The following is a 17,030-nucleotide window of genomic DNA, read 5'->3' as shown; positions in this document are numbered from 1 at the left end:
ACACGCATCTTTGCGCATCGGCTTGTGTCAAAGCTCGGGCCGGATTGCGCATCACTCAACGTCTTTTCAGAGTCAGTTCGGATGCCCAACGCAACACACCAAGGATCGCTCCAAAATACCGTCTCTCTGGACGAAAGCCGGATTTCCGACCGTCTGGCTGAGCTCTCGGAACTCACGCGTTCAGCGGGATATGTTCATACCGCCCGAATGATTGATGAGGCGTTGAGCGCTTATTCCTTTGAACGCAGGCAGGTTGAGACTGCAAAAAGGCTTCGGTCGGAGTTGCAGCAACTCAAGCGGATGGAGGCGTCGCGCTCGGCGGAGAAAGCGGATCGAAAGCCGCATTTGATCCCGAGCTTTCGGTCCCGTCGGTCGGCAAAACCCGATGGGATGCTTTTCGAAAGGGCAGAGCGTTCTGACGGCGCAGCCCAGAAAGCCGGAGCGAACAAAGGGCAGGCCACATTTGTCCTGACAACCCGGATGCGCGTTGACGGGCGGAACGTTGCAAGGCTGCGCAATGGGCACTGGACAGGCATATCCATGTCTTTCGCCGCGGAACCTGAATTCCAGTTTCGCTGACAGGTCACCCTGCGCTAAGAATTCGCCGCCCGGGGGTGCTGGTCGTGTTGGTGCGGGGCGGAGTAACCTGGTACGGGGACAAAGCGGGCCATAACTGCACCGCTGTAAAGGTCCGCTTCATTAGACAGCTAGGCTATTCGAGTGAACGCTTATCGAGCCAGAAGCACACCAAGATAGACAACGTAAGCGAGCACAAAGAGCCCGCCCTCGCGCCGACTGATTGACCAGCCGCTTCGGGCAAACCCGATAAGGACAAGCGTTGAGGCACACAGAACCCAGATATCGAGACGAATAATCTCGCCAGGAATGACCATAGGTTGCACCAGGACAGTTACGCCAAGGATACCCAAGATGTTGAAGATGTTACTGCCCAAGACGTTCCCGAGTGCGACATCTCCCTCACCTTTCCGAACTGCGATGATTGAAGTGACGAGTTCCGGCATTGAGGTTCCGATTGCAACAATTGTCAGCCCAATTACCGTCTCCGAAAGCCCCGCTGTCTCGGCAAGAGACACGGCACCTGTCACCAAGAGCTTTGCCCCAAATATGGTGATCGCCAGCCCTGCAACGGTGATCAGTAACGACACGGCAAGTGATGTTTCTGGGCCGACTACGGCTTCTGCTTCGTTCTCGTAGACAGCTGCGGCTGGCGTGCCTTCGGACCTATACTCAGACCACAGTGTGAAGCCCAGATAGGCCGCTAAGGTGACGACAAGCCCTGCGCCGATCAGCCGGCTGGTTTCGCCGTATAGAACTACGCTTAAACAAAGGAGAGTTACTATCACGACCGCCGTGCCGTCCCGGCGGAGTGCTCTCGGGTTCACGGCGATAGGCGCGATGAGTGCTGCGATGCCGAGTATTAGAAGAATGTTCCCAATGTTGCTGCCAACAACATTCCCAATTGAAATGCCTGAAGAACCGGAAAGCGCGGCTTGCAAGCTTGTAACCAGTTCCGGTGTTGACGTTCCGAAGCCAACCAGTGTCAGTCCAATGACCATCGGTGAAATACCGAACGACTTGGCAGCAGAAACCGATCCGCGCACCACCAATTCGCCACCGACCACTAAGCCAACAAGGCCAAAAACGACAAATAATGCCGCGTACATCTTGAGTGGGTCTTTCTGAAGGATTTCCGTCGCTCATGTAATGATTTGCCAAACCTATACAATAGCAAAGGCGGATATTCGCGCATCACGCAGCATACGTAAGATTGACCTCAAAACCGGCCATGGAACAAGCCTACCGCTTGAACAAAACGCTCTGCGCCTGCTTGTCCCGGTGATCCCCTCGCAACTCGGCATAAAGCGCGCGTCCGGCCTGAACGGCTGGGCGGGCGCTGACGGTCTCCAGCCAGCGGGCAAAGTGCGGCTTGTCCTCCAGTACCTGCTGCTGACCTTCCCACAGGCTGGCCCAGCCCCAGATCGACATGTCGGCGATGGAATAGAAATCGCCCGCGACATACTCGTTTTCGGCCAGCCGCCGGTCCAGTACGCCGTAAAGGCGCGCGACCTCGGCGCGGTAGCGGTCCTTGGCATAGGGCAGGTCCTGTGGCGGGTCCAGTTGCGGGGCGTATTTCAGGAAGTGATGCGCCTGACCCGCCATCGGGCCAACGCCTCCCATCTGCCACATCAGCCATTCCTCGACCGCGATCCGGTCGCGCTCGGTCCTGCCATAGAACCGCCCGGTCTTGCGGGCCAGATACATCAGGATCGCGCCGCTTTCGAAAACCGAAATAGGTGCGCCGTCCGGCCCGTCGGGATCGACGATGGCGGGCATCCGGTTGTTGGGCGCGATCTTCAGGAAACCGGGGTCGAACTGGTCACCCTTGCCGATATTGATCAGATGGGTGGTGTAGGGCAGCTCCATCTCTTCCAAGGCGATGGAAACTTTCCAGCCATTCGGTGTCGGCCAGAAATACAGATCAATCGGGTCAGCCATGTGTTCTCCTGATGTTGACGGGGATCATGCGGGTTTCTGCCGGTTCGGCAAGTACCGCTTACGAAAGCGTGACCGAACCGCAGGCCGGGCTTGACCGAGAACCGCCCGAGGCGTATTGCGATCCTGAAGCTACGTGGCGATTTGTTACCGGATTGCGGGCCACGCTAAACAACACCGCTAAAAGGTCAGGATGAAAGACCCCTTTCGCTTGGCCGCGTCTGGGGTTTTTTGTTTGCCTCCACCCGAGGCTGAAAGGATTGAGATGAGCGAGAACTGGAACAAACGCACCCAAGCCGTCCATGGCGGCATCCGTCGCAGCCAGTATAACGAGGTGAGCGAGGCGATTTTTCTGACGCAGGGTTTCGTCTACGAAAACGCTGAACAGGCCGAGGCCCGGTTTCTGGAATGTGGCCCGGACGAGTTCATCTATGCCCGTTACGGCAACCCGACCGTGTCCATGTTCGAGCAGCGCATCGCGGCGCTGGAAGGCGGCGAAGATGCGTTTGCGACGGCCTCGGGTATGGCCGCCGTCAACGGCGCGCTGACCTCGATGCTGAAGGCCGGGGACCATGTCGTTTCGGCCAAGGCGCTGTTCGGCTCGTGCCTCTATATCCTTGAAAACATCCTGAGCCGCTATGGCGTGGACGTGACCTTTGTTGACGGCACCGATCTGGAACAGTGGAAGGCTGCGATCCGCCCGGACACCAAGGCCGTTTTCTTTGAATCCATGTCGAACCCCACGCTTGAGGTGATCGATATCGCCGCCGTGGCCGATCTGGCCCATGCGGTCGGAGCCGTTGTCGTGGTGGACAACGTGTTCTCGACCCCGGTGTTCTCGCGCGCGATCCAGCAGGGTGCGGATGTGGTCGTCTATTCAGCGACCAAGCATATCGATGGGCAGGGCCGTGCGCTGGGCGGTGTGATCATCGGAACCAAGGACTTCATCCGAGGAACAGTTGAACCCTATCTTAAGCATACCGGCGGCGCGCTGAGCCCGTTCAATGCGTGGATCATGCTCAAGGGTCTTGAGACGATGGCGCTGCGGGTCAATGCTCAAGCCGAAAGCGCGCAAAAGATTGCCGAGGCGCTGGAAGGGCACCCGGCGCTGGAACGTACACTTTACCCCGGTCTGAAAACCCATGCCCAGAACGCGCTGGTTCAGACCCAACTTGGCGGCAAGGGCGGAACCGTGCTGTCGCTGGACATCAAGGGCGGCAAGGATGCAGCGTTTGCCTTCCTGAATGCGATGACTATCCCGGTGATCTCGAACAACCTGGGCGATGCCAAATCCATCGCGACGCACCCGGCGACAACAACACACCAGCGTCTCAGTGACGTGCAGAAGGACCAGCTGGGCATTACACCAGGTCTGATCCGCTTTTCCGTCGGGCTTGAGGATGCCGGTGACTTGCTGGCCGACCTTCAGCAAGCGTTGGAAGCCTCGCAGAAATAAACCAAAGCCCCCCGCGCGCCCTTTTCGTGCGTGGGGGCTGGCTGCCTGCCCATGCGGCCACTCTGTTTCGGGCGGCAGCCAGGCGCACCACCCGCTGTTCCCGCCTTCAAAAGGCGCTAACTGTTGCGAGATGACGGTTTTGCGCCGGATTTTTCAATCCGGGCTGCTATTGCCGACGTATCGGGTTAGACTGGTATTAGACCATCAGTCATATATAGTCCGACGACCAACCAAGGAACTGCCGCTGATGAACGTTCACCCGCGCGACATTGATGAAAAACCGAATCGGGACAAGGCTGCCGAGGCTTTGAACGTTTTGCGGCAATGGGCAAAGTCCGCCTCGGAAGCCGAGATAAACCAGCTTGACCCGGCTGTGGCCCGGCTGCTGCCCGGTTTGGCGGCGGGCAACTATCCGCCCTTTTCGCGCGCTTACCCCGATGACTTTACTGTCGATGCGGCGTACCGCGCATCCTTGCCGGATTTGCAGAACGGCCCGTCCAGCCTGATCCGTGGGGCCAAACAGCAGATTCAACATGTGGGTATTTCGAACTTCCGCCTGCCGATCCGCTTCCACCGGAAAGAGGGCGAAGACCTGACGCTGGAAACCTCGATCACCGGCACGGTCAGCCTCGAGGCCGAGAAAAAGGGCATCAATATGTCCCGGATAATGCGATCTTTCTACAAACATGCGGAACGGACGTTCAGCTTTGAGGTCATGGAATCCGCTCTGGACGATTACATGTCCGATCTGGACAGCTTCGACGCCCGTATCCAGATGCGCTTTTCCTACCCGGACAGGATCAAAAGCCTGCGCTCGGGCCTTGAAGGGTACCAGTATTACGATATAGCGCTGGAACTGGTCGAACAGAACGGTGTGCGTCTAAAGATCATGCACCTTGACTATGTCTATTCCTCGACCTGCCCATGTTCTTTGGAACTCAGCGAACATGCCCGGTCGATGCGTGGTCAGCTGGCGACGCCGCATTCGCAGCGCTCCGTCGCGCGGATCTCGGTTGTCGTGGACTGTGATGCGGATTGCCTGTGGTTTGAAGACCTGATTGCGCTGTGCCGCCGTGCGGTTCCGACGGAAACGCAGGTCATGGTGAAACGCGAAGATGAACAGGCATTTGCCGAGCTGAACGCAGCCAATCCGATCTTTGTCGAAGATGCCGCGCGCCTGTTCTGCGCCGAGCTTTTGGCAGATCATCACGTTGGCGATTTTCGCGTTGTCGCAAGCCATCAAGAGAGCCTGCACAGCCATGACGCCGTGTCGATTCTGACCGAAGGCCCAACCTTCACCGCGTCCAGCCTGGACCCGAAACTGTTTACGACCCTGTTTCACGTTGGCTGAACGTCTCGGGTAAGTGGCTAGAATTTAATTAGAGATTTATCTGATCGGCGCTCATTCGCCGCAGTGCAGCAAAAATGCTGCAATTGCGTGAAGACTTCCTGTATCCTGACGGGGAATGCAGCTTCGGCACACCGGCGCGCTCAATGGTGTGTCACCCGAAAGGAAGCCGAGACGTGAGACGCCTTGGACTGCAAGACCCCTACCTCCGCCCGGACCCTCCGAGCGGGCAGGGCGCTTTACCCTCACTCTTCGGGCTGCATCGTTTTCAGAGGAGATCTATGGAATGAATCCGATTACCCAACCGCTAGAGCTTCAGGCCGCAGCTATACGCATGGCTGGCTATGCGATCGTCAACCAGATCAAGATCGCACAGATCATGACCCGTTCGGCACTTGAACTGCCGATGGTGCCGGTCCACGCCCTGCACCTGGCAGCATCAGCACCGGTTCCTGCGGTGGAAACACCGGCGGAAAAACCGGTGGCCAATCCCAAACCCGCCGCGACCCGTGCGAAACGCGTACCGGTGAAATCGTCAACGCCCAAGAAAAAGCTGGCCCGCAAACCTGCACCGTCCAAGCCGGCGGCCACACCGGTTGAGTTCTCAGCCAGTCCGCGGCCCACGGCAGCACCCCCGGCGGCAGCCAAACCGACACCAGCGGTTAGTGATGAAATAGCAGTAAAACCTGTTGAATCTACGGTGACACCTGCGACCGCAACCGTGTCGCCCGTAACGCCCAAGCCCGCCCCTGCAAAACCGGCGCCTGTTCAGGCAACGCAGGTTAAGCCGACACCGGCCGATCCTGCCCCGGCTGAGGTGCAGGCGAAATCTGCCCCGGCCACAGAGCCGCGCAAACCGCAGGCGCGAAAAACTCGTGCCCCGTCCAAACCACCCGTGATGCCCGGAGCAGATGCCAAAAACTGACGGGTAAACCGGGATCATCTGCTTGACACGGTCGGGTTGGCACGCCAACCCTGCGCGTCATGATGGATCTTCGCCCGGTCGGATATGTGATTGGCTTGCTGGTCGCCATTCTTGGGGCGACCATGCTGCTGCCTATGCTCGCGGACCTGATCGAGGGGCGCGGGGAATGGCACGTGTTTCTGGAAAGCGCGATTATCACGACGCTGACCGGGTCCGTTCTGGCGATGAGCTGCTCGAACGGTGTGGGCGAAGGGCTGACCATCCGCCAGACCTTCCTGTTGACAACCGGTGTTTGGGCGGCGCTGCCCCTGTTTGGCGCAATTCCGTTTCTGTTCGGTGAAACCGAGCTGCGCTTTGTCGATGCGTATTTCGAGGCGATGTCCGGCCTGACAACAACAGGTTCAACAGTGATTTCCGGGTTGGACACCCTGCCGCAGGGGCTTTTGCTGTGGCGCGGTATCCTGCAATGGCTGGGGGGCATCGGGATCATCGTTGTCGCCATGGTATTCCTGCCCGAGCTGCGCGTTGGTGGCATGCAAATCTTCCGCTCGGAAGGCTTTGAAACAATGGGAAAAATCCTGCCTCGCGCGCAAGAGATCGCGGGTCAGATTTCGCTCATCTATGTCTTCCTGACACTTGTCTGCGCGCTGGTTTACGCCGGTTTGGGAATGAACTTTTTCGACGCCCTGGTACATGCGTTGACAACGCTTTCGACCGGCGGGTTCTCGAATTATGACGCCTCGTTCGGAACCTTCTCGGGGCCCGCCGAATATGCGGCGTCGGTCTTCATGATTTTGGCGGCGCTTCCTTTTGTGCGCTACGTCCAGCTGGCAAACGGCCATACAGCGTCCTTGTGGAAAGACAGTCAAGTTCGCGTGTTTCTGGCGACCATTCTGGTTCTGGTCATCATCATGTCGATTTTCCTGACATCGGTCTTTCCGCATCACTGGGAACAGGCGTTTCGGGAATCTTTGTTCAACATCACCTCGATCATCTCGGGCACCGGCTATGCCAGTGTCGATTACATGGGCTGGGGCAGCTTTCCGATCATGATGTTCTTCCTGATCGGCCTGATTGGCGGCTGCGCGGGATCGACCGCATGTTCGATCAAGATATTCCGCTATCAGCTGCTGTTTGCCTCGATCAAAAGTCAGATCAAACGGATCAGGTCTCCGCATGGCGTGTTCGTGCCGCTCTATGATGGGCGGCCTGTGGGGCAGGGTATTCTGACCTCGGTGATGAGCTTCTTCATGTTCTTTGTCCTATCGATGGGCGTGCTGTCCTGGGCGCTGGCGCTGACCGGTCTGGACTTTATCACAGCCGTTTCCGGGGCAGCGACCGCGCTGGCCAATGTCGGTCCCGGTCTGGGCGATCAGATCGGACCAGCGGGCAATTTCGCAAATCTCAACGACACGGCTAAATGGTTGCTGACAATCGGGATGCTGGTCGGGCGGCTCGAGCTGTTGGCCGTTTACGCGATCTTCACTGTTCAATTCTGGAGAGGCTGATGAAAAGACCCCTTGGCGCGCAGATTTCGCATATGCTCAAGGATCGTGGCGTGGACGTGATTTTTGGTATACCCGGCGTTCACAATCAGGAAATGTATCGCGGCATGGAAGAGGCTGGCATCCAACATGTTCTGGCCCGTCACGAACAGGGGGCGGGGTTTATGGCCGATGGGTATGCCCGCGCAACCGGCAAGCCGGGGGTTGCCTATGTGATCACCGGGCCCGGCTTGTGCAACATCATGACGCCGATCGGGCAGGCCTACAGCGACTCGGTGCCGATGCTGGTGGTGTCGTCCTGCCTTGATGAAACACAGGCGCTGCGCGGCCAGTTGCACCAGATGAAGGACCAGCGCCTTGCGGCCGGAACCGTTGCACACTGGTCGGCACAGGCCAACACGGCCGAGGCCGCCTATGCGCTGGTCGAACGCGCCTTTGAAGAATTCGAGCTGTCGCGCCCGCGCCCCAAGCACATTCAGGTGCCAATCGCGCAGTTGCAGGCCGAGGCTGATCCGGCACCTTTCCCCAACCAGCCTGCGTTGCGCACCAAGGCGTTGCCGCCTGACGTATCGCCGGTTGTCTCGATGCTGAACCTTGCGCGCAGGCCGCTGTTCATTCTTGGGGGCGGTTGCAAGTCCAACGACTGGCGGCAGATTCTGACACAGCTTGGGGCTGCATGCTTTACTACATACGCAGGGCGCGGGCTGCCGGGCGCAAACTATCCGCTGGATTTCGGCGCGTCGCTGCCGCGCCCCGGCAGCGCCGAGGTTATCGCCTCGGCGGATCTGGTCATCGCGGTCGGCGCCGAATTGGGCGAGGTCGATCTGTGGCGCAGCGACCTTGGGCATTCGTCAACGCTGATCCGCGTTGACCTTGATCCCGAAGTCCTGTCGGACCACCATCGCGCCGCGATCAAACTGCAAACCGACAGCGAAAGCTTTGCCCGCGCCTTGTGGCAGGCGACCGAAAACCTGAAACCGGCAACCGGCTGGTCGCCCGACGAAATATCCGAAACCCGCGCCCGGTGGCGGGCCGAGGTGGATGCCGAACGGCCCGGAATTGCAGCAGTGGCCGATGCGCTGCGCGCCGCGATGCCCGCTGATACCATGATCTATTCCGACATGACCCAATTCGCCTATGTCGCGAAAGAGGTGTGGGACATGGCCTATCCGCATCACTGGCACCATCCGACCGGGTTCGGAACGCTGGGCTATGGTCTACCGGCCGGAATTGGCGGCGCGGTGGCGCGGCGCGGCAAACCAACGGCGGTTATCGCCGGGGATTACGGGTTCCACTATACGATGCAGGAACTGGGTGTTGCGGTCGAACTGGGTTTGTCGCTGCCGATCATCCTGTGGGACAATGGCAAACTGAAAGAAATCGAAGACAGCATGGTCCGCAGCCAGATCGCGCCCAATGCAGTGGTGGCGCATAACCCGGACTTCTGCAAGCTGGCCGAAGCTTTTGGCGCGCGCGCCTCAGCCCCTTCATCTCTGGCTGAGATGCAGAGCGCGGTTCGCGCGGCTTTCGATGCACCTGTCCCGACCTTGATCCACGTGACCCCGGACATTCTGTAACAAATAAAAGCGCCGCAGGTTCATGCGGCGCTTTGATGTTTCAATGTCTGGTTTCAATATCTGCGCGCGTTCAATCCCAGCAATGCACCAGAACCGTCATTCCGGTCGCGCGCCGGTTCAGCTCGTTGGGGGAAATCCGGGTGGTTTCCTCGCTCGACTGACCGGAAACACCGGCTTTCGTCAGGATTTCTGTCAACCGCTCGACCGTTGCCGCAAGGCTGACTGACGCGGGCAGGGTGCGCCCCTCGGACGGTGTGGGCAGCAGCATGCCAACCACGTTGCCGCTGTCGTTGAAGACCGGCCCGCCCGCATCGCCGGGCTGTGCGTTCAGCGCCAGCCGTTTGACACCCGTCTCGCCGTTCAGGCCACGGATATCCGCGATTTGGCCGTAGGTCAGCGTCGGTGCGCCCAAAGCCCCCTGGTAGGAAAAGCCGGATACGGCCACTTCGGACTGGATGCGCGGTTGGGTGGTGCTGAAAGCAGCAACACTCATAGGGGCAAGAGCTTTTGCAGGACGCAGAACCGAAACACCAAGCTCCGGGTCCGTCAGCGCCAGCTGAACCTCCTGATCCCCTTCCAGAGTGATCCGGGTGCAGCTTTCGGCGGCTTCGGACACCGTCAGAACCGTGCCGTCCGCACCAGCGAAAAAGCCCGACCGCGACAACCGGGGCTTGCGGATCTGAAGACCCGAGACCAGATCGATGCGCTGTTCCGCATCCGCACCGGCGGCGGCATCCAGAACCGCGCCGGTTGTGCTCAGGCTGGTCGCCATCGCAGCCAGAACACGCAGGCGGCGCGCTTCGTCCCCTTCGGGCCAGACGAGTGTAAAGCCCTTGATCTTTCCATCATCCAGCCGCGCCTGCGTGAATGACACGATCCCATTGCCGCGCCCTTCAAGGGTAAACTGGTCGCGACCCAGCTCGCGCGGGCCGTTCAGCGGAACAATCTCAAGCGACTGCATCACCTCGTAAAGGGCGCGCAGCGTGTTCTTGTCACCCTCCTGACTGATCAAAAGGGCCTGGGCGTTCAGGTCCGAGGCGCTTTTGAAATGCACGAACGGCGCCTCATAGCGATCAAAGCTGACTGTACCTAACGGCATGTCCAGCGCAATTCCGGCTGCGTCATCGGAATACCGTTCTATCCCGGCCGAGATCAGCGGCGCGTTGTATTCATCTATCAGGGCCTTGCGTTGCACCGTGGTCAGAATGCCCGTCGCCTCATAACCATTGAAGCGCTGCCAATCGCCCATCGACCGGCGGGTTCCCTGACCGAAAGCGCCATCGATAGTCGAATTATAGAAACCCGCCGCTTGCAGGGCTGTTTGTAGGTCTTTCCGTTCCAGCGCCGTCAAAAGGCGCTCGGATTGCAACGCCTGTTCGCGGGTTTCATCCGAATCCTGCGGGGTCGTAACCGCCACGGGTTCTTCCGCCTGTGCTGCCGGTTCTGTCAGCACGCTAACAACGTCGCGGTTCACCGCGTTTTCGCCGACCGGCCAGAATTGCTGCCCCAGCGCGCTTGAAAACGCGACAAAGCTGTCACGCGGGATCTGCCCCTCGGCCCGGTATACGCGCAAAACCTGCTCGGCATCGCCGCGCGAATAGGGGCCAATGACTATGGCATACCAGCCGCTGTTCAGCCGAAACCCGTTCACGTCGGGCAAGGTGCTGGCATAGGCTTGCGCCCGGTCCTGCGCTTCGCGCAGCGAGGGCTGCGCCTCGACCTGAACCCAGACGCCGGGATCTTGTTGTGCGGTCGCGGCGCGCAGGCCGACCAGAAGAAACAAAAGAATTGCTGAAAATACGCGTGTCATAGTCTGCCCGTGTTATGCGGTGTTTGTACTGAGGTGCAGAATACGCGATTTCATTTGCCAAATACCATGCTGTGAATGCGGGGAATTTGTGGTGTGGCCGCGCAGATACAGCCACAGCCCAAAGCCCCGTTGACGCCCCTCGACCCCTTGCATAGGAAGGGCCAAACCGACCGGAACCGGGCGCACGGGGCGCCCAGAGGGAATGTCATGACCGAACCGACCAGCGCACCGCGTTCATTTCAGGAAATCATCCTTAGGCTTCAGTCCTACTGGGCCTCGAAAGGCTGCGCGATTCTGCAACCCTATGACATGGAGGTCGGGGCAGGGACGTTCCATCCCGCTACCACTTTGCGGGCGCTGGGGTCCAAGGCATGGGCCGCAGCCTATGTTCAACCGTCGCGCCGTCCCACGGATGGGCGCTATGGCGAAAACCCCAACCGGCTTCAGCATTACTACCAGTATCAGGTGCTGATCAAACCCAGCCCGCCGGATTTGCAGGAGCTGTATCTGGGCAGCCTTCAGGCCATCGGCATCGACATGGACCTGCATGATATCCGCTTTGTCGAAGACGACTGGGAAAGCCCCACGCTGGGCGCTTGGGGGCTTGGCTGGGAAGTCTGGTGTGACGGAATGGAAGTCAGCCAGTTCACCTATTTCCAGCAGGTCGGCGGCCATGACTGCACGCCTGTCTCGGGCGAGCTGACCTATGGGCTCGAGCGTCTGGCGATGTATGTGCTGGGCATCGACCACGTGATGGACATGCCGTTCAACGATCCGCAATCGCCCAGCCCGCTGAAATACGGCGACATCTTCAAACAGACGGAAGAGGAATACGCCCGCTGGAACTTTGACGTGGCCAATACCGAGGTTCTGCTGCGCCATTTCGAAGAGGCCGAGGCTGAATGCGCCACTATCCTGGCGCAGGCACATGACGACCCGAAAACCGGCAAGCGTATTATCATGGCGCATCCGGCCTATGACCAATGCATCAAGGCGTCACACATCTTCAATCTGCTGGATGCACGGGGCGTGATCTCGGTCACCGAACGGCAGGCCTATATCGGGCGCGTGCGGGCGCTGGCCAAGCAATGCGCGGATGCCTTTGTGCAGACCGAGGCCGCCGGGTTCAGCGCCGGATGAGGCGATCAGGCCAGCCCCGGCAACAGGGCTTTCAGGCCGTCCGCGATCATGCTGACGGCGATAGCCGCCAGAATCATCCCCATAAAGCGGCTCATGATCACGCGCGCGGTGTCGGACAGGCGTTGGGCCAGCCAGGCCGCGTTCCAGAACGTGATCAGAAGCAGGCCAACAATGGCAAGGAATACACCAGCATAAACAATGGCTTCTACGGGCTTCTTGATCTGGTGTGCATACAGGATCAGCGTGGTGATCGTGCCGGGGCCGACCAAAACGGGAAAGGCCAGCGGATAAAAGGCGACGGTATCCGGTTCGGGGTAAGCGTCCTTTTCCCCCTTCGTCCCGTGATGAGAGGTGCTTTCGTGTCCGTTCAGCATGTTAAGGCCGATCATCATGACAACCAGACCACCGGCGACGCGCAGATGATTGACACTAATGCCAAAAAGGCCAAGCGCCTGACTACCGACCAAGGCAAAGGCGCCGCCAAGGATCAGGCAGTAAACCGCTGTTTTGACCGCAATCTTGCGTTGTTCGGCGGCGGACAGGTCCTGAGTGACGCTCAGAAACACCGGCAGGTTGGTGACCGGGTTCATGATCGCAAACAATGCGCCGAAAAATCCGACGGCAAGGGTGGATTCCATCGTGTTGACCTCGTTTCTGCCTGTCCCCGGATGAAACCTGTCCTATTTTACAAGAACTTGAAAGAGGCGGCCTGAAAGATGACGGGAAAACTGCTGACAATTCTTCTGCTGCTGTCGGCCATCGTGGCAGGCGTCGGCATGTATTATCTACAGGTCTACGGCTATTATTATGAGGTCGAACCGCAACCGGGGCAGGACGTTGCCCTGATTACGGATTCGGGCGGTGTGCCCGAGCCCATCGCCTATTCCGGGTTTCAGGCAATCGACGCCGACAGTTCGCCGATCCGGTATCGTGCCTGCTTCGAAACCGAATTGTCGCCGGACCAGATGGCTGGATACGTGCCTGTCGAAAACTCCGAACCCCTGACCGCACCGGGATGGTTTGAATGCTACGATGCGGTGTCTTTGGCGGATGCGCTTGAATCCGGGCAGGCGCGGGCGTTCATGGGGGTGAAGAACATCCATTTCGGCGTCGACCGGATTGTGGCGATCACCGCGGATGGCAAGGGCTATGTCTGGCACGCGTTGAACAATTGTGGTGAAAAAGCCTATGACGGTACCGTCGTGGGCGAGGAATGCCCGCCGCGCCCGGAAAACTGAAGGAGCAGATCGTGGGCCATGTCATAGAAATCCCCGATTTCCTGACGGCCACTCTGGGGTTTGCGGTCTATCTGATCGGGGCCGAGATCAACGCACGTGTGACAACCCTGCGCAATTTCAACATCCCCGAACCCGTAACAGGAGGCCTGCTGGCCTCGCTGGTGGTTCTGATGCTCTATCTGGTATTCGGGATCGAACTGTCCTTTGGCCTGACAGCCCGCGATTTCCTGCTGGTCCTGTTTTTTGCCGGGATCGGCCTGAACGCCCGCCTGTCTGACCTCATTGCGGGTGGTAAGCCGTTAATCTTGCTTTTGATTCTTACTCTGGCGACGATTGTCTTTCAGAATGTGATCGGCGCGGCTGGGGCGGCGATCTTCGGCTATCCAGCACAGGCCGGTGTGTTGTTCGGATCGGCTGCCCTGATCGGTGGGCACGGAACGGCAATTGCATGGGCGCCGGATGTGGCGCAGGCAACGGGCCTTGACGGCGCGACCGAACTGGGTGTGGCAGTCGCCACCCTTGGATTGGTCCTTGCTGCGCTGGTTGGCGGACCGATTGCGCGCCTGTTGGTCGAACGGCGCGGCCTGACGCCTGACCGCCCTGACGAAGAACCCAGCGTCGGATTGCCGGATGAGCATGACGGGCACTCCGCAAGCATCGATCATCTGACCGTCATGCGCGTCCTGCTGCACCTGAACCTGGCGATCATCTCGGGGTATGCGCTGAATGAATCAATTGCCGCCGCCGGGCTGAAGCTGCCGCTGTTCGTGCCCTGCCTGATCATGGGCATCGTGATCGCCAATCTGCGGGACGCGCTGTTTCCCGGCGCTCCGAAAGTGTCGCGCACACCGTCGCTGGCGCTGATTTCGGAATTTGCGCTGGGCGCGTTTCTTGCAATGTCGCTGATGAGCTTGCAACTCTGGACCATCGCGCAGCTGGGCATGGCCATTGCAGTGATCATGACAGCGCAGACGGTGTTCGCGGTGCTCTTCGTCCTCTGGGTGCTGTTCCCGGTCATGGGGTCCAACTATCGCGCTGCTGTACTGGCCGCCGGGTTTGGCGGCTTTGCGTTGGGGGCCACACCCACCGCTATCGCAAATATGACAGCCGTGACCAAGCGATATGGCCCATCGCCTATTGCCTTTATCGTGCTGCCCCTTGTATCCGCCTTTTTTGTGGATATCGCCAATGCCATCGTCATTCAGACGATCGTCAATTTCTAAGGACCGACAATGCCCGACCTGCTGATCGAACTGTTCTCCGAAGAGATCCCCGCACGGATGCAAGCCCGTGCCGGCGAGGATCTGAAAAAGCGGATTACCGATGGTCTGGTCGAGGCCGGTCTGACCTATGCAAGCGCAGCCGCCCTGACCACGCCCCGCCGCCTGACGCTGGCGGTCGAGGGGCTGCTGGCGAAAAGCCCCACCATCCGGGAAGAACGCAAGGGCCCAAAGGTCGGCGCACCCGACAAGGCAATCGAAGGGTTCCTGCGCGGCGCGGGCCTGACCCGTGATCAGCTGGAAGAACGCAAAACGCCCAAGGGGGCCATCTATTTCGCCACCATCGAAAGGGCGGGTCGCCCCGCGGCAGAGATCATTGCCGAAGTGCTCGAAACCACCATCCGCAATTTCCCTTGGCCGAAGTCCATGCGCTGGGGCAGTGGCAGCTTGCGCTGGGTGCGTCCGCTGCATTCGATCCTGTGCATTCTGACGGATGAGGCCGGGGCGCAGGTGGTTCCAATGGATGTCGACGGCATTTCGTCCGGCGACACCACAGCAGGCCACCGCTTTATGGCGCCCAACCGCTTTTCGGTCACGTCTTTCGACGATTACGCGGCCAAGCTGAAGCGGGCTTTTGTCGTCCTGTCCCCCGAGGAACGCGCCCGGCACATCTGGAACGACGCCCAGAACATGGCCTTTGCCGCCGGTCTTGAACTGGTCGAAGACAAGGGCCTGCTGGCCGAGGTCGCCGGGCTGGTCGAATGGCCGGTTGTCCTGATGGGGCGGATCGACGACGAATTCCTCGACCTGCCGCCCGAGGTGCTGCAAACCTCGATGAAAGAACACCAAAAGTTCTTCTCGGTCCGTAATCCCAAAACGGGCCGGATTGAACGGTTCGTCACTGTTGCGAACCGCGAAACCGCGGACAATGGCGCGACCATTCTAGCGGGCAATCAGAAAGTGCTGTCGGCCCGTCTGGCAGATGCCAAGTTCTTTTGGGAAAACGACCTGCGCATCGCCAAATCGGACATTGCACAATGGACCCGCGCGCTGGGAAACGTCACGTTCCACAACAAACTGGGAACGCAGGCCGACCGGATCGGTCGTATCGCCGCGCTGGCTCGCGAACTGGCGCCTGTGACCGGAGCCGATGCCGATCAGGCCGAAAAAGCCGCGCGCCTGGCCAAGGCCGACCTCAGCTCGGAAATGGTCTACGAATTCCCCGAACTTCAGGGCCTTATGGGGCGGTATTACATCGAAGCGGCGGGTGAAGATGTCGCCGTGGCCGCCGTCGCGCAAGAGCACTACTCGCCTTTGGGGCCGTCGGATGATGTCCCCACTGCTCCGCTGTCGGTGACCGTCGCATTGGCCGACAAGCTGGATACACTGACCGGGTTCTGGGCGATTGATGAAAAGCCTACTGGCTCGAAAGACCCGTTTGCCCTGCGCCGTGCGGCGCTGGGGGTTATCCGGTTGGTGCTCGACAATGACCTGCGTCTGCATCTGGATCAGTTTTTCGACAGACAGCTGCTGCGTGCTGAAAGCGCTGCAAACGAGGCGCTGGCGGCGGAAAACGTTGACGAACTTTTGGATGAAATCGCAGATCACGGCGTGTTTGGCGCAGCCTTCCAGACTGTCAAGGAAAGGCTGGGCGAAGTGTCGGGCGCTGATTTCCTGAGCCTTGAAAAGAAGATCCCCGACGCATCCGACGATCTCCTTTCCTTCTTCCACGACCGCCTCAAGGTCTTCCTCCGCGACGAAGGCATCCGTCACGACGTCATCGATGCCTGTATCGCGATGGACGGCAATGATGACCTCAATCTGCTGGTCAAACGCGCCCGCGCGCTGAACGCGGTGATCGCGACCGAGGATGGCGAGAACCTCGTGCAGGGCTTCAAGCGCGCCAACAACATCCTGACCCAGGCCGAAGAAAAGGACGGGGTGGAATATTCCTACGGTGCGGATGTGAAATTCGCCGAAACCGACAGCGAAAAGGCATTGTTTGCCGCTTTGGATGCAGCACAGGCGCAAATCGAGCCCGCGCTGAAATCAGAAGATTTCCCCACGGCCATGGCCGCCATGGCCGGGCTGCGCGGGCCGGTGGATGCGTTCTTTGAGGATGTGCAGGTCAACACCGACAATGACATTGTTCGCCGCAACCGGCTGAACCTTCTCAGCCAGATCCGGCAGATCTGCTCCAGCGTGGCCGATCTGACCCGGATCGAAGGGTAAACGACTGGGCGCACTGGCAGGCGCGCCCACAACGCACTTGCGTGAAGGGCGCAAGCGCCTATGCT

General features: G+C 59.5%; 14 protein-coding genes and 1 riboswitch. Of the genes, 10 read left to right on the top strand and 4 right to left on the bottom strand.

The window, feature by feature from the left end; genetic code table 11:
• Nucleotides 1–81: 81 nt before the first annotated feature.
• A complete protein-coding gene (locus AC2FLZ_RS00555; RefSeq protein ID WP_480624312.1) occupies nt 82–579 on the top strand; it encodes a hypothetical protein in 498 nt (165 codons plus the stop codon).
• Between the two features lie 149 nt (nt 580–728).
• Here the strand turns inward: AC2FLZ_RS00555 and AC2FLZ_RS00550 are convergent, their stop codons facing one another.
• Together AC2FLZ_RS00550 and AC2FLZ_RS00545 are read right to left on the bottom strand one after the other, a co-directional pair.
• Nucleotides 729–1,685, bottom strand: a complete 957-nt coding sequence (locus AC2FLZ_RS00550) for a calcium/sodium antiporter (protein ID WP_496881593.1) — start codon at nt 1,683–1,685, stop codon at nt 729–731.
• Between the two features lie 133 nt (nt 1,686–1,818).
• A complete protein-coding gene (locus AC2FLZ_RS00545) occupies nt 1,819–2,517 on the bottom strand; it encodes a glutathione S-transferase N-terminal domain-containing protein (protein WP_480493443.1) in 699 nt (232 codons plus the stop codon).
• A 123-nt stretch (nt 2,518–2,640) separates the two neighbouring features.
• A riboswitch (SAM riboswitch) is annotated at nt 2,641–2,718 on the top strand.
• A 61-nt stretch (nt 2,719–2,779) separates the two neighbouring features.
• On the opposite strand from AC2FLZ_RS00545, the gene metZ reads away from it, so the two are divergent.
• The 5 genes from metZ to AC2FLZ_RS00520 all read left to right on the top strand — a co-directional run bounded on the left by metZ (nt 2,780) and on the right by AC2FLZ_RS00520 (nt 9,325).
• The gene (gene metZ / locus AC2FLZ_RS00540) at nt 2,780–3,970 is read left to right on the top strand and encodes an O-succinylhomoserine sulfhydrylase (RefSeq protein WP_480476516.1); all 1,191 of its coding nucleotides are present in this window, start codon (nt 2,780–2,782) and stop codon (nt 3,968–3,970) included.
• A 247-nt stretch (nt 3,971–4,217) separates the two neighbouring features.
• Nucleotides 4,218–5,321, top strand: coding sequence for a GTP cyclohydrolase FolE2 (folE2, locus tag AC2FLZ_RS00535; protein ID WP_496808607.1), 1,104 nt, complete (start codon nt 4,218–4,220; stop codon nt 5,319–5,321).
• Between the two features lie 283 nt (nt 5,322–5,604).
• The gene (locus tag AC2FLZ_RS00530) at nt 5,605–6,243 is read left to right on the top strand and encodes a hypothetical protein (RefSeq protein WP_480493441.1); all 639 of its coding nucleotides are present in this window, start codon (nt 5,605–5,607) and stop codon (nt 6,241–6,243) included.
• 59 nt (nt 6,244–6,302) lie between these two features.
• Nucleotides 6,303–7,751 (top strand): TrkH family potassium uptake protein, encoded by a 1,449-nt coding sequence (locus AC2FLZ_RS00525; RefSeq protein ID WP_480476522.1) that lies wholly within the window; start codon nt 6,303–6,305, stop codon nt 7,749–7,751.
• Nucleotides 7,751–9,325 (top strand): 5-guanidino-2-oxopentanoate decarboxylase, encoded by a 1,575-nt coding sequence (locus tag AC2FLZ_RS00520; protein ID WP_480919427.1) that lies wholly within the window; start codon nt 7,751–7,753, stop codon nt 9,323–9,325. The genes AC2FLZ_RS00525 and AC2FLZ_RS00520 overlap by 1 nt, the downstream gene beginning before the upstream one ends.
• A gap of 70 nt (nt 9,326–9,395) precedes the next feature.
• Here the strand turns inward: AC2FLZ_RS00520 and AC2FLZ_RS00515 are convergent, their stop codons facing one another.
• Nucleotides 9,396–11,135 carry a serine protease gene (locus AC2FLZ_RS00515; protein WP_496808606.1) on the bottom strand — a complete coding sequence of 580 codons (1,740 nt, stop codon included), beginning with the start codon at nt 11,133–11,135 and terminating at the stop codon, nt 9,396–9,398.
• Nucleotides 11,136–11,342: 207 nt separating this feature from the next.
• Here AC2FLZ_RS00515 and AC2FLZ_RS00510 point away from each other — a divergent pair, with 207 nt between their 5' ends.
• The gene (locus AC2FLZ_RS00510) at nt 11,343–12,275 is read left to right on the top strand and encodes a glycine--tRNA ligase subunit alpha (protein WP_267363360.1); all 933 of its coding nucleotides are present in this window, start codon (nt 11,343–11,345) and stop codon (nt 12,273–12,275) included.
• Nucleotides 12,276–12,280: 5 nt separating this feature from the next.
• Here AC2FLZ_RS00510 and AC2FLZ_RS00505 read toward each other — a convergent pair whose 3' ends face one another.
• Nucleotides 12,281–12,913, bottom strand: a complete 633-nt coding sequence (locus tag AC2FLZ_RS00505; RefSeq protein WP_480476530.1) for a MarC family protein — start codon at nt 12,911–12,913, stop codon at nt 12,281–12,283.
• A gap of 78 nt (nt 12,914–12,991) precedes the next feature.
• On the opposite strand from AC2FLZ_RS00505, the gene AC2FLZ_RS00500 reads away from it, so the two are divergent.
• The 3 genes from AC2FLZ_RS00500 to glyS are packed head-to-tail and all read left to right on the top strand — an operon-like array spanning nt 12,992 to nt 16,965.
• On the top strand, nt 12,992–13,513 hold the full coding sequence (locus AC2FLZ_RS00500) for a DUF6446 family protein (protein WP_480554683.1): 522 nt from the start codon (nt 12,992–12,994) through the stop codon (nt 13,511–13,513).
• Complete coding sequence (gltS, locus tag AC2FLZ_RS00495) at nt 13,489–14,736, top strand: sodium/glutamate symporter (protein WP_480604170.1); 1,248 nt, start codon at nt 13,489–13,491, stop codon at nt 14,734–14,736. The genes AC2FLZ_RS00500 and gltS overlap by 25 nt, the downstream gene beginning before the upstream one ends.
• A 9-nt stretch (nt 14,737–14,745) precedes the next feature.
• The gene (gene glyS / locus AC2FLZ_RS00490) at nt 14,746–16,965 is read left to right on the top strand and encodes a glycine--tRNA ligase subunit beta (RefSeq protein WP_496881592.1); all 2,220 of its coding nucleotides are present in this window, start codon (nt 14,746–14,748) and stop codon (nt 16,963–16,965) included.
• The last annotated feature ends 65 nt before the right edge of the window (nt 16,966–17,030 follow it).

This window comes from Ruegeria sp. YKSF131 (assembly GCF_059612645.1).
This window is presented reverse-complemented; position numbering and strand designations above follow the sequence as displayed.

Excerpts from the sequence above, each read along its gene's own strand:
- AC2FLZ_RS00555 (WP_480624312.1), top strand. The coding sequence starts at position 82 with ATGCCCAACGCAACACACCAAGGATCGCTCCAAAATACCGTCTCTCTG.
- AC2FLZ_RS00550 (WP_496881593.1), bottom strand. The coding sequence starts at position 1,685 with ATGTACGCGGCATTATTTGTCGTTTTTGGCCTTGTTGGCTTAGTGGTC.
- AC2FLZ_RS00545 (WP_480493443.1), bottom strand. The coding sequence starts at position 2,517 with ATGGCTGACCCGATTGATCTGTATTTCTGGCCGACACCGAATGGCTGG.
- metZ (WP_480476516.1), top strand. The coding sequence starts at position 2,780 with ATGAGCGAGAACTGGAACAAACGCACCCAAGCCGTCCATGGCGGCATC.
- folE2 (WP_496808607.1), top strand. The coding sequence starts at position 4,218 with ATGAACGTTCACCCGCGCGACATTGATGAAAAACCGAATCGGGACAAG.
- AC2FLZ_RS00530 (WP_480493441.1), top strand. The coding sequence starts at position 5,605 with ATGAATCCGATTACCCAACCGCTAGAGCTTCAGGCCGCAGCTATACGC.
- AC2FLZ_RS00525 (WP_480476522.1), top strand. The coding sequence starts at position 6,303 with ATGATGGATCTTCGCCCGGTCGGATATGTGATTGGCTTGCTGGTCGCC.
- AC2FLZ_RS00520 (WP_480919427.1), top strand. The coding sequence starts at position 7,751 with ATGAAAAGACCCCTTGGCGCGCAGATTTCGCATATGCTCAAGGATCGT.
- AC2FLZ_RS00515 (WP_496808606.1), bottom strand. The coding sequence starts at position 11,135 with ATGACACGCGTATTTTCAGCAATTCTTTTGTTTCTTCTGGTCGGCCTG.
- AC2FLZ_RS00510 (WP_267363360.1), top strand. The coding sequence starts at position 11,343 with ATGACCGAACCGACCAGCGCACCGCGTTCATTTCAGGAAATCATCCTT.
- AC2FLZ_RS00505 (WP_480476530.1), bottom strand. The coding sequence starts at position 12,913 with ATGGAATCCACCCTTGCCGTCGGATTTTTCGGCGCATTGTTTGCGATC.
- AC2FLZ_RS00500 (WP_480554683.1), top strand. The coding sequence starts at position 12,992 with ATGACGGGAAAACTGCTGACAATTCTTCTGCTGCTGTCGGCCATCGTG.
- gltS (WP_480604170.1), top strand. The coding sequence starts at position 13,489 with ATGCCCGCCGCGCCCGGAAAACTGAAGGAGCAGATCGTGGGCCATGTC.
- glyS (WP_496881592.1), top strand. The coding sequence starts at position 14,746 with ATGCCCGACCTGCTGATCGAACTGTTCTCCGAAGAGATCCCCGCACGG.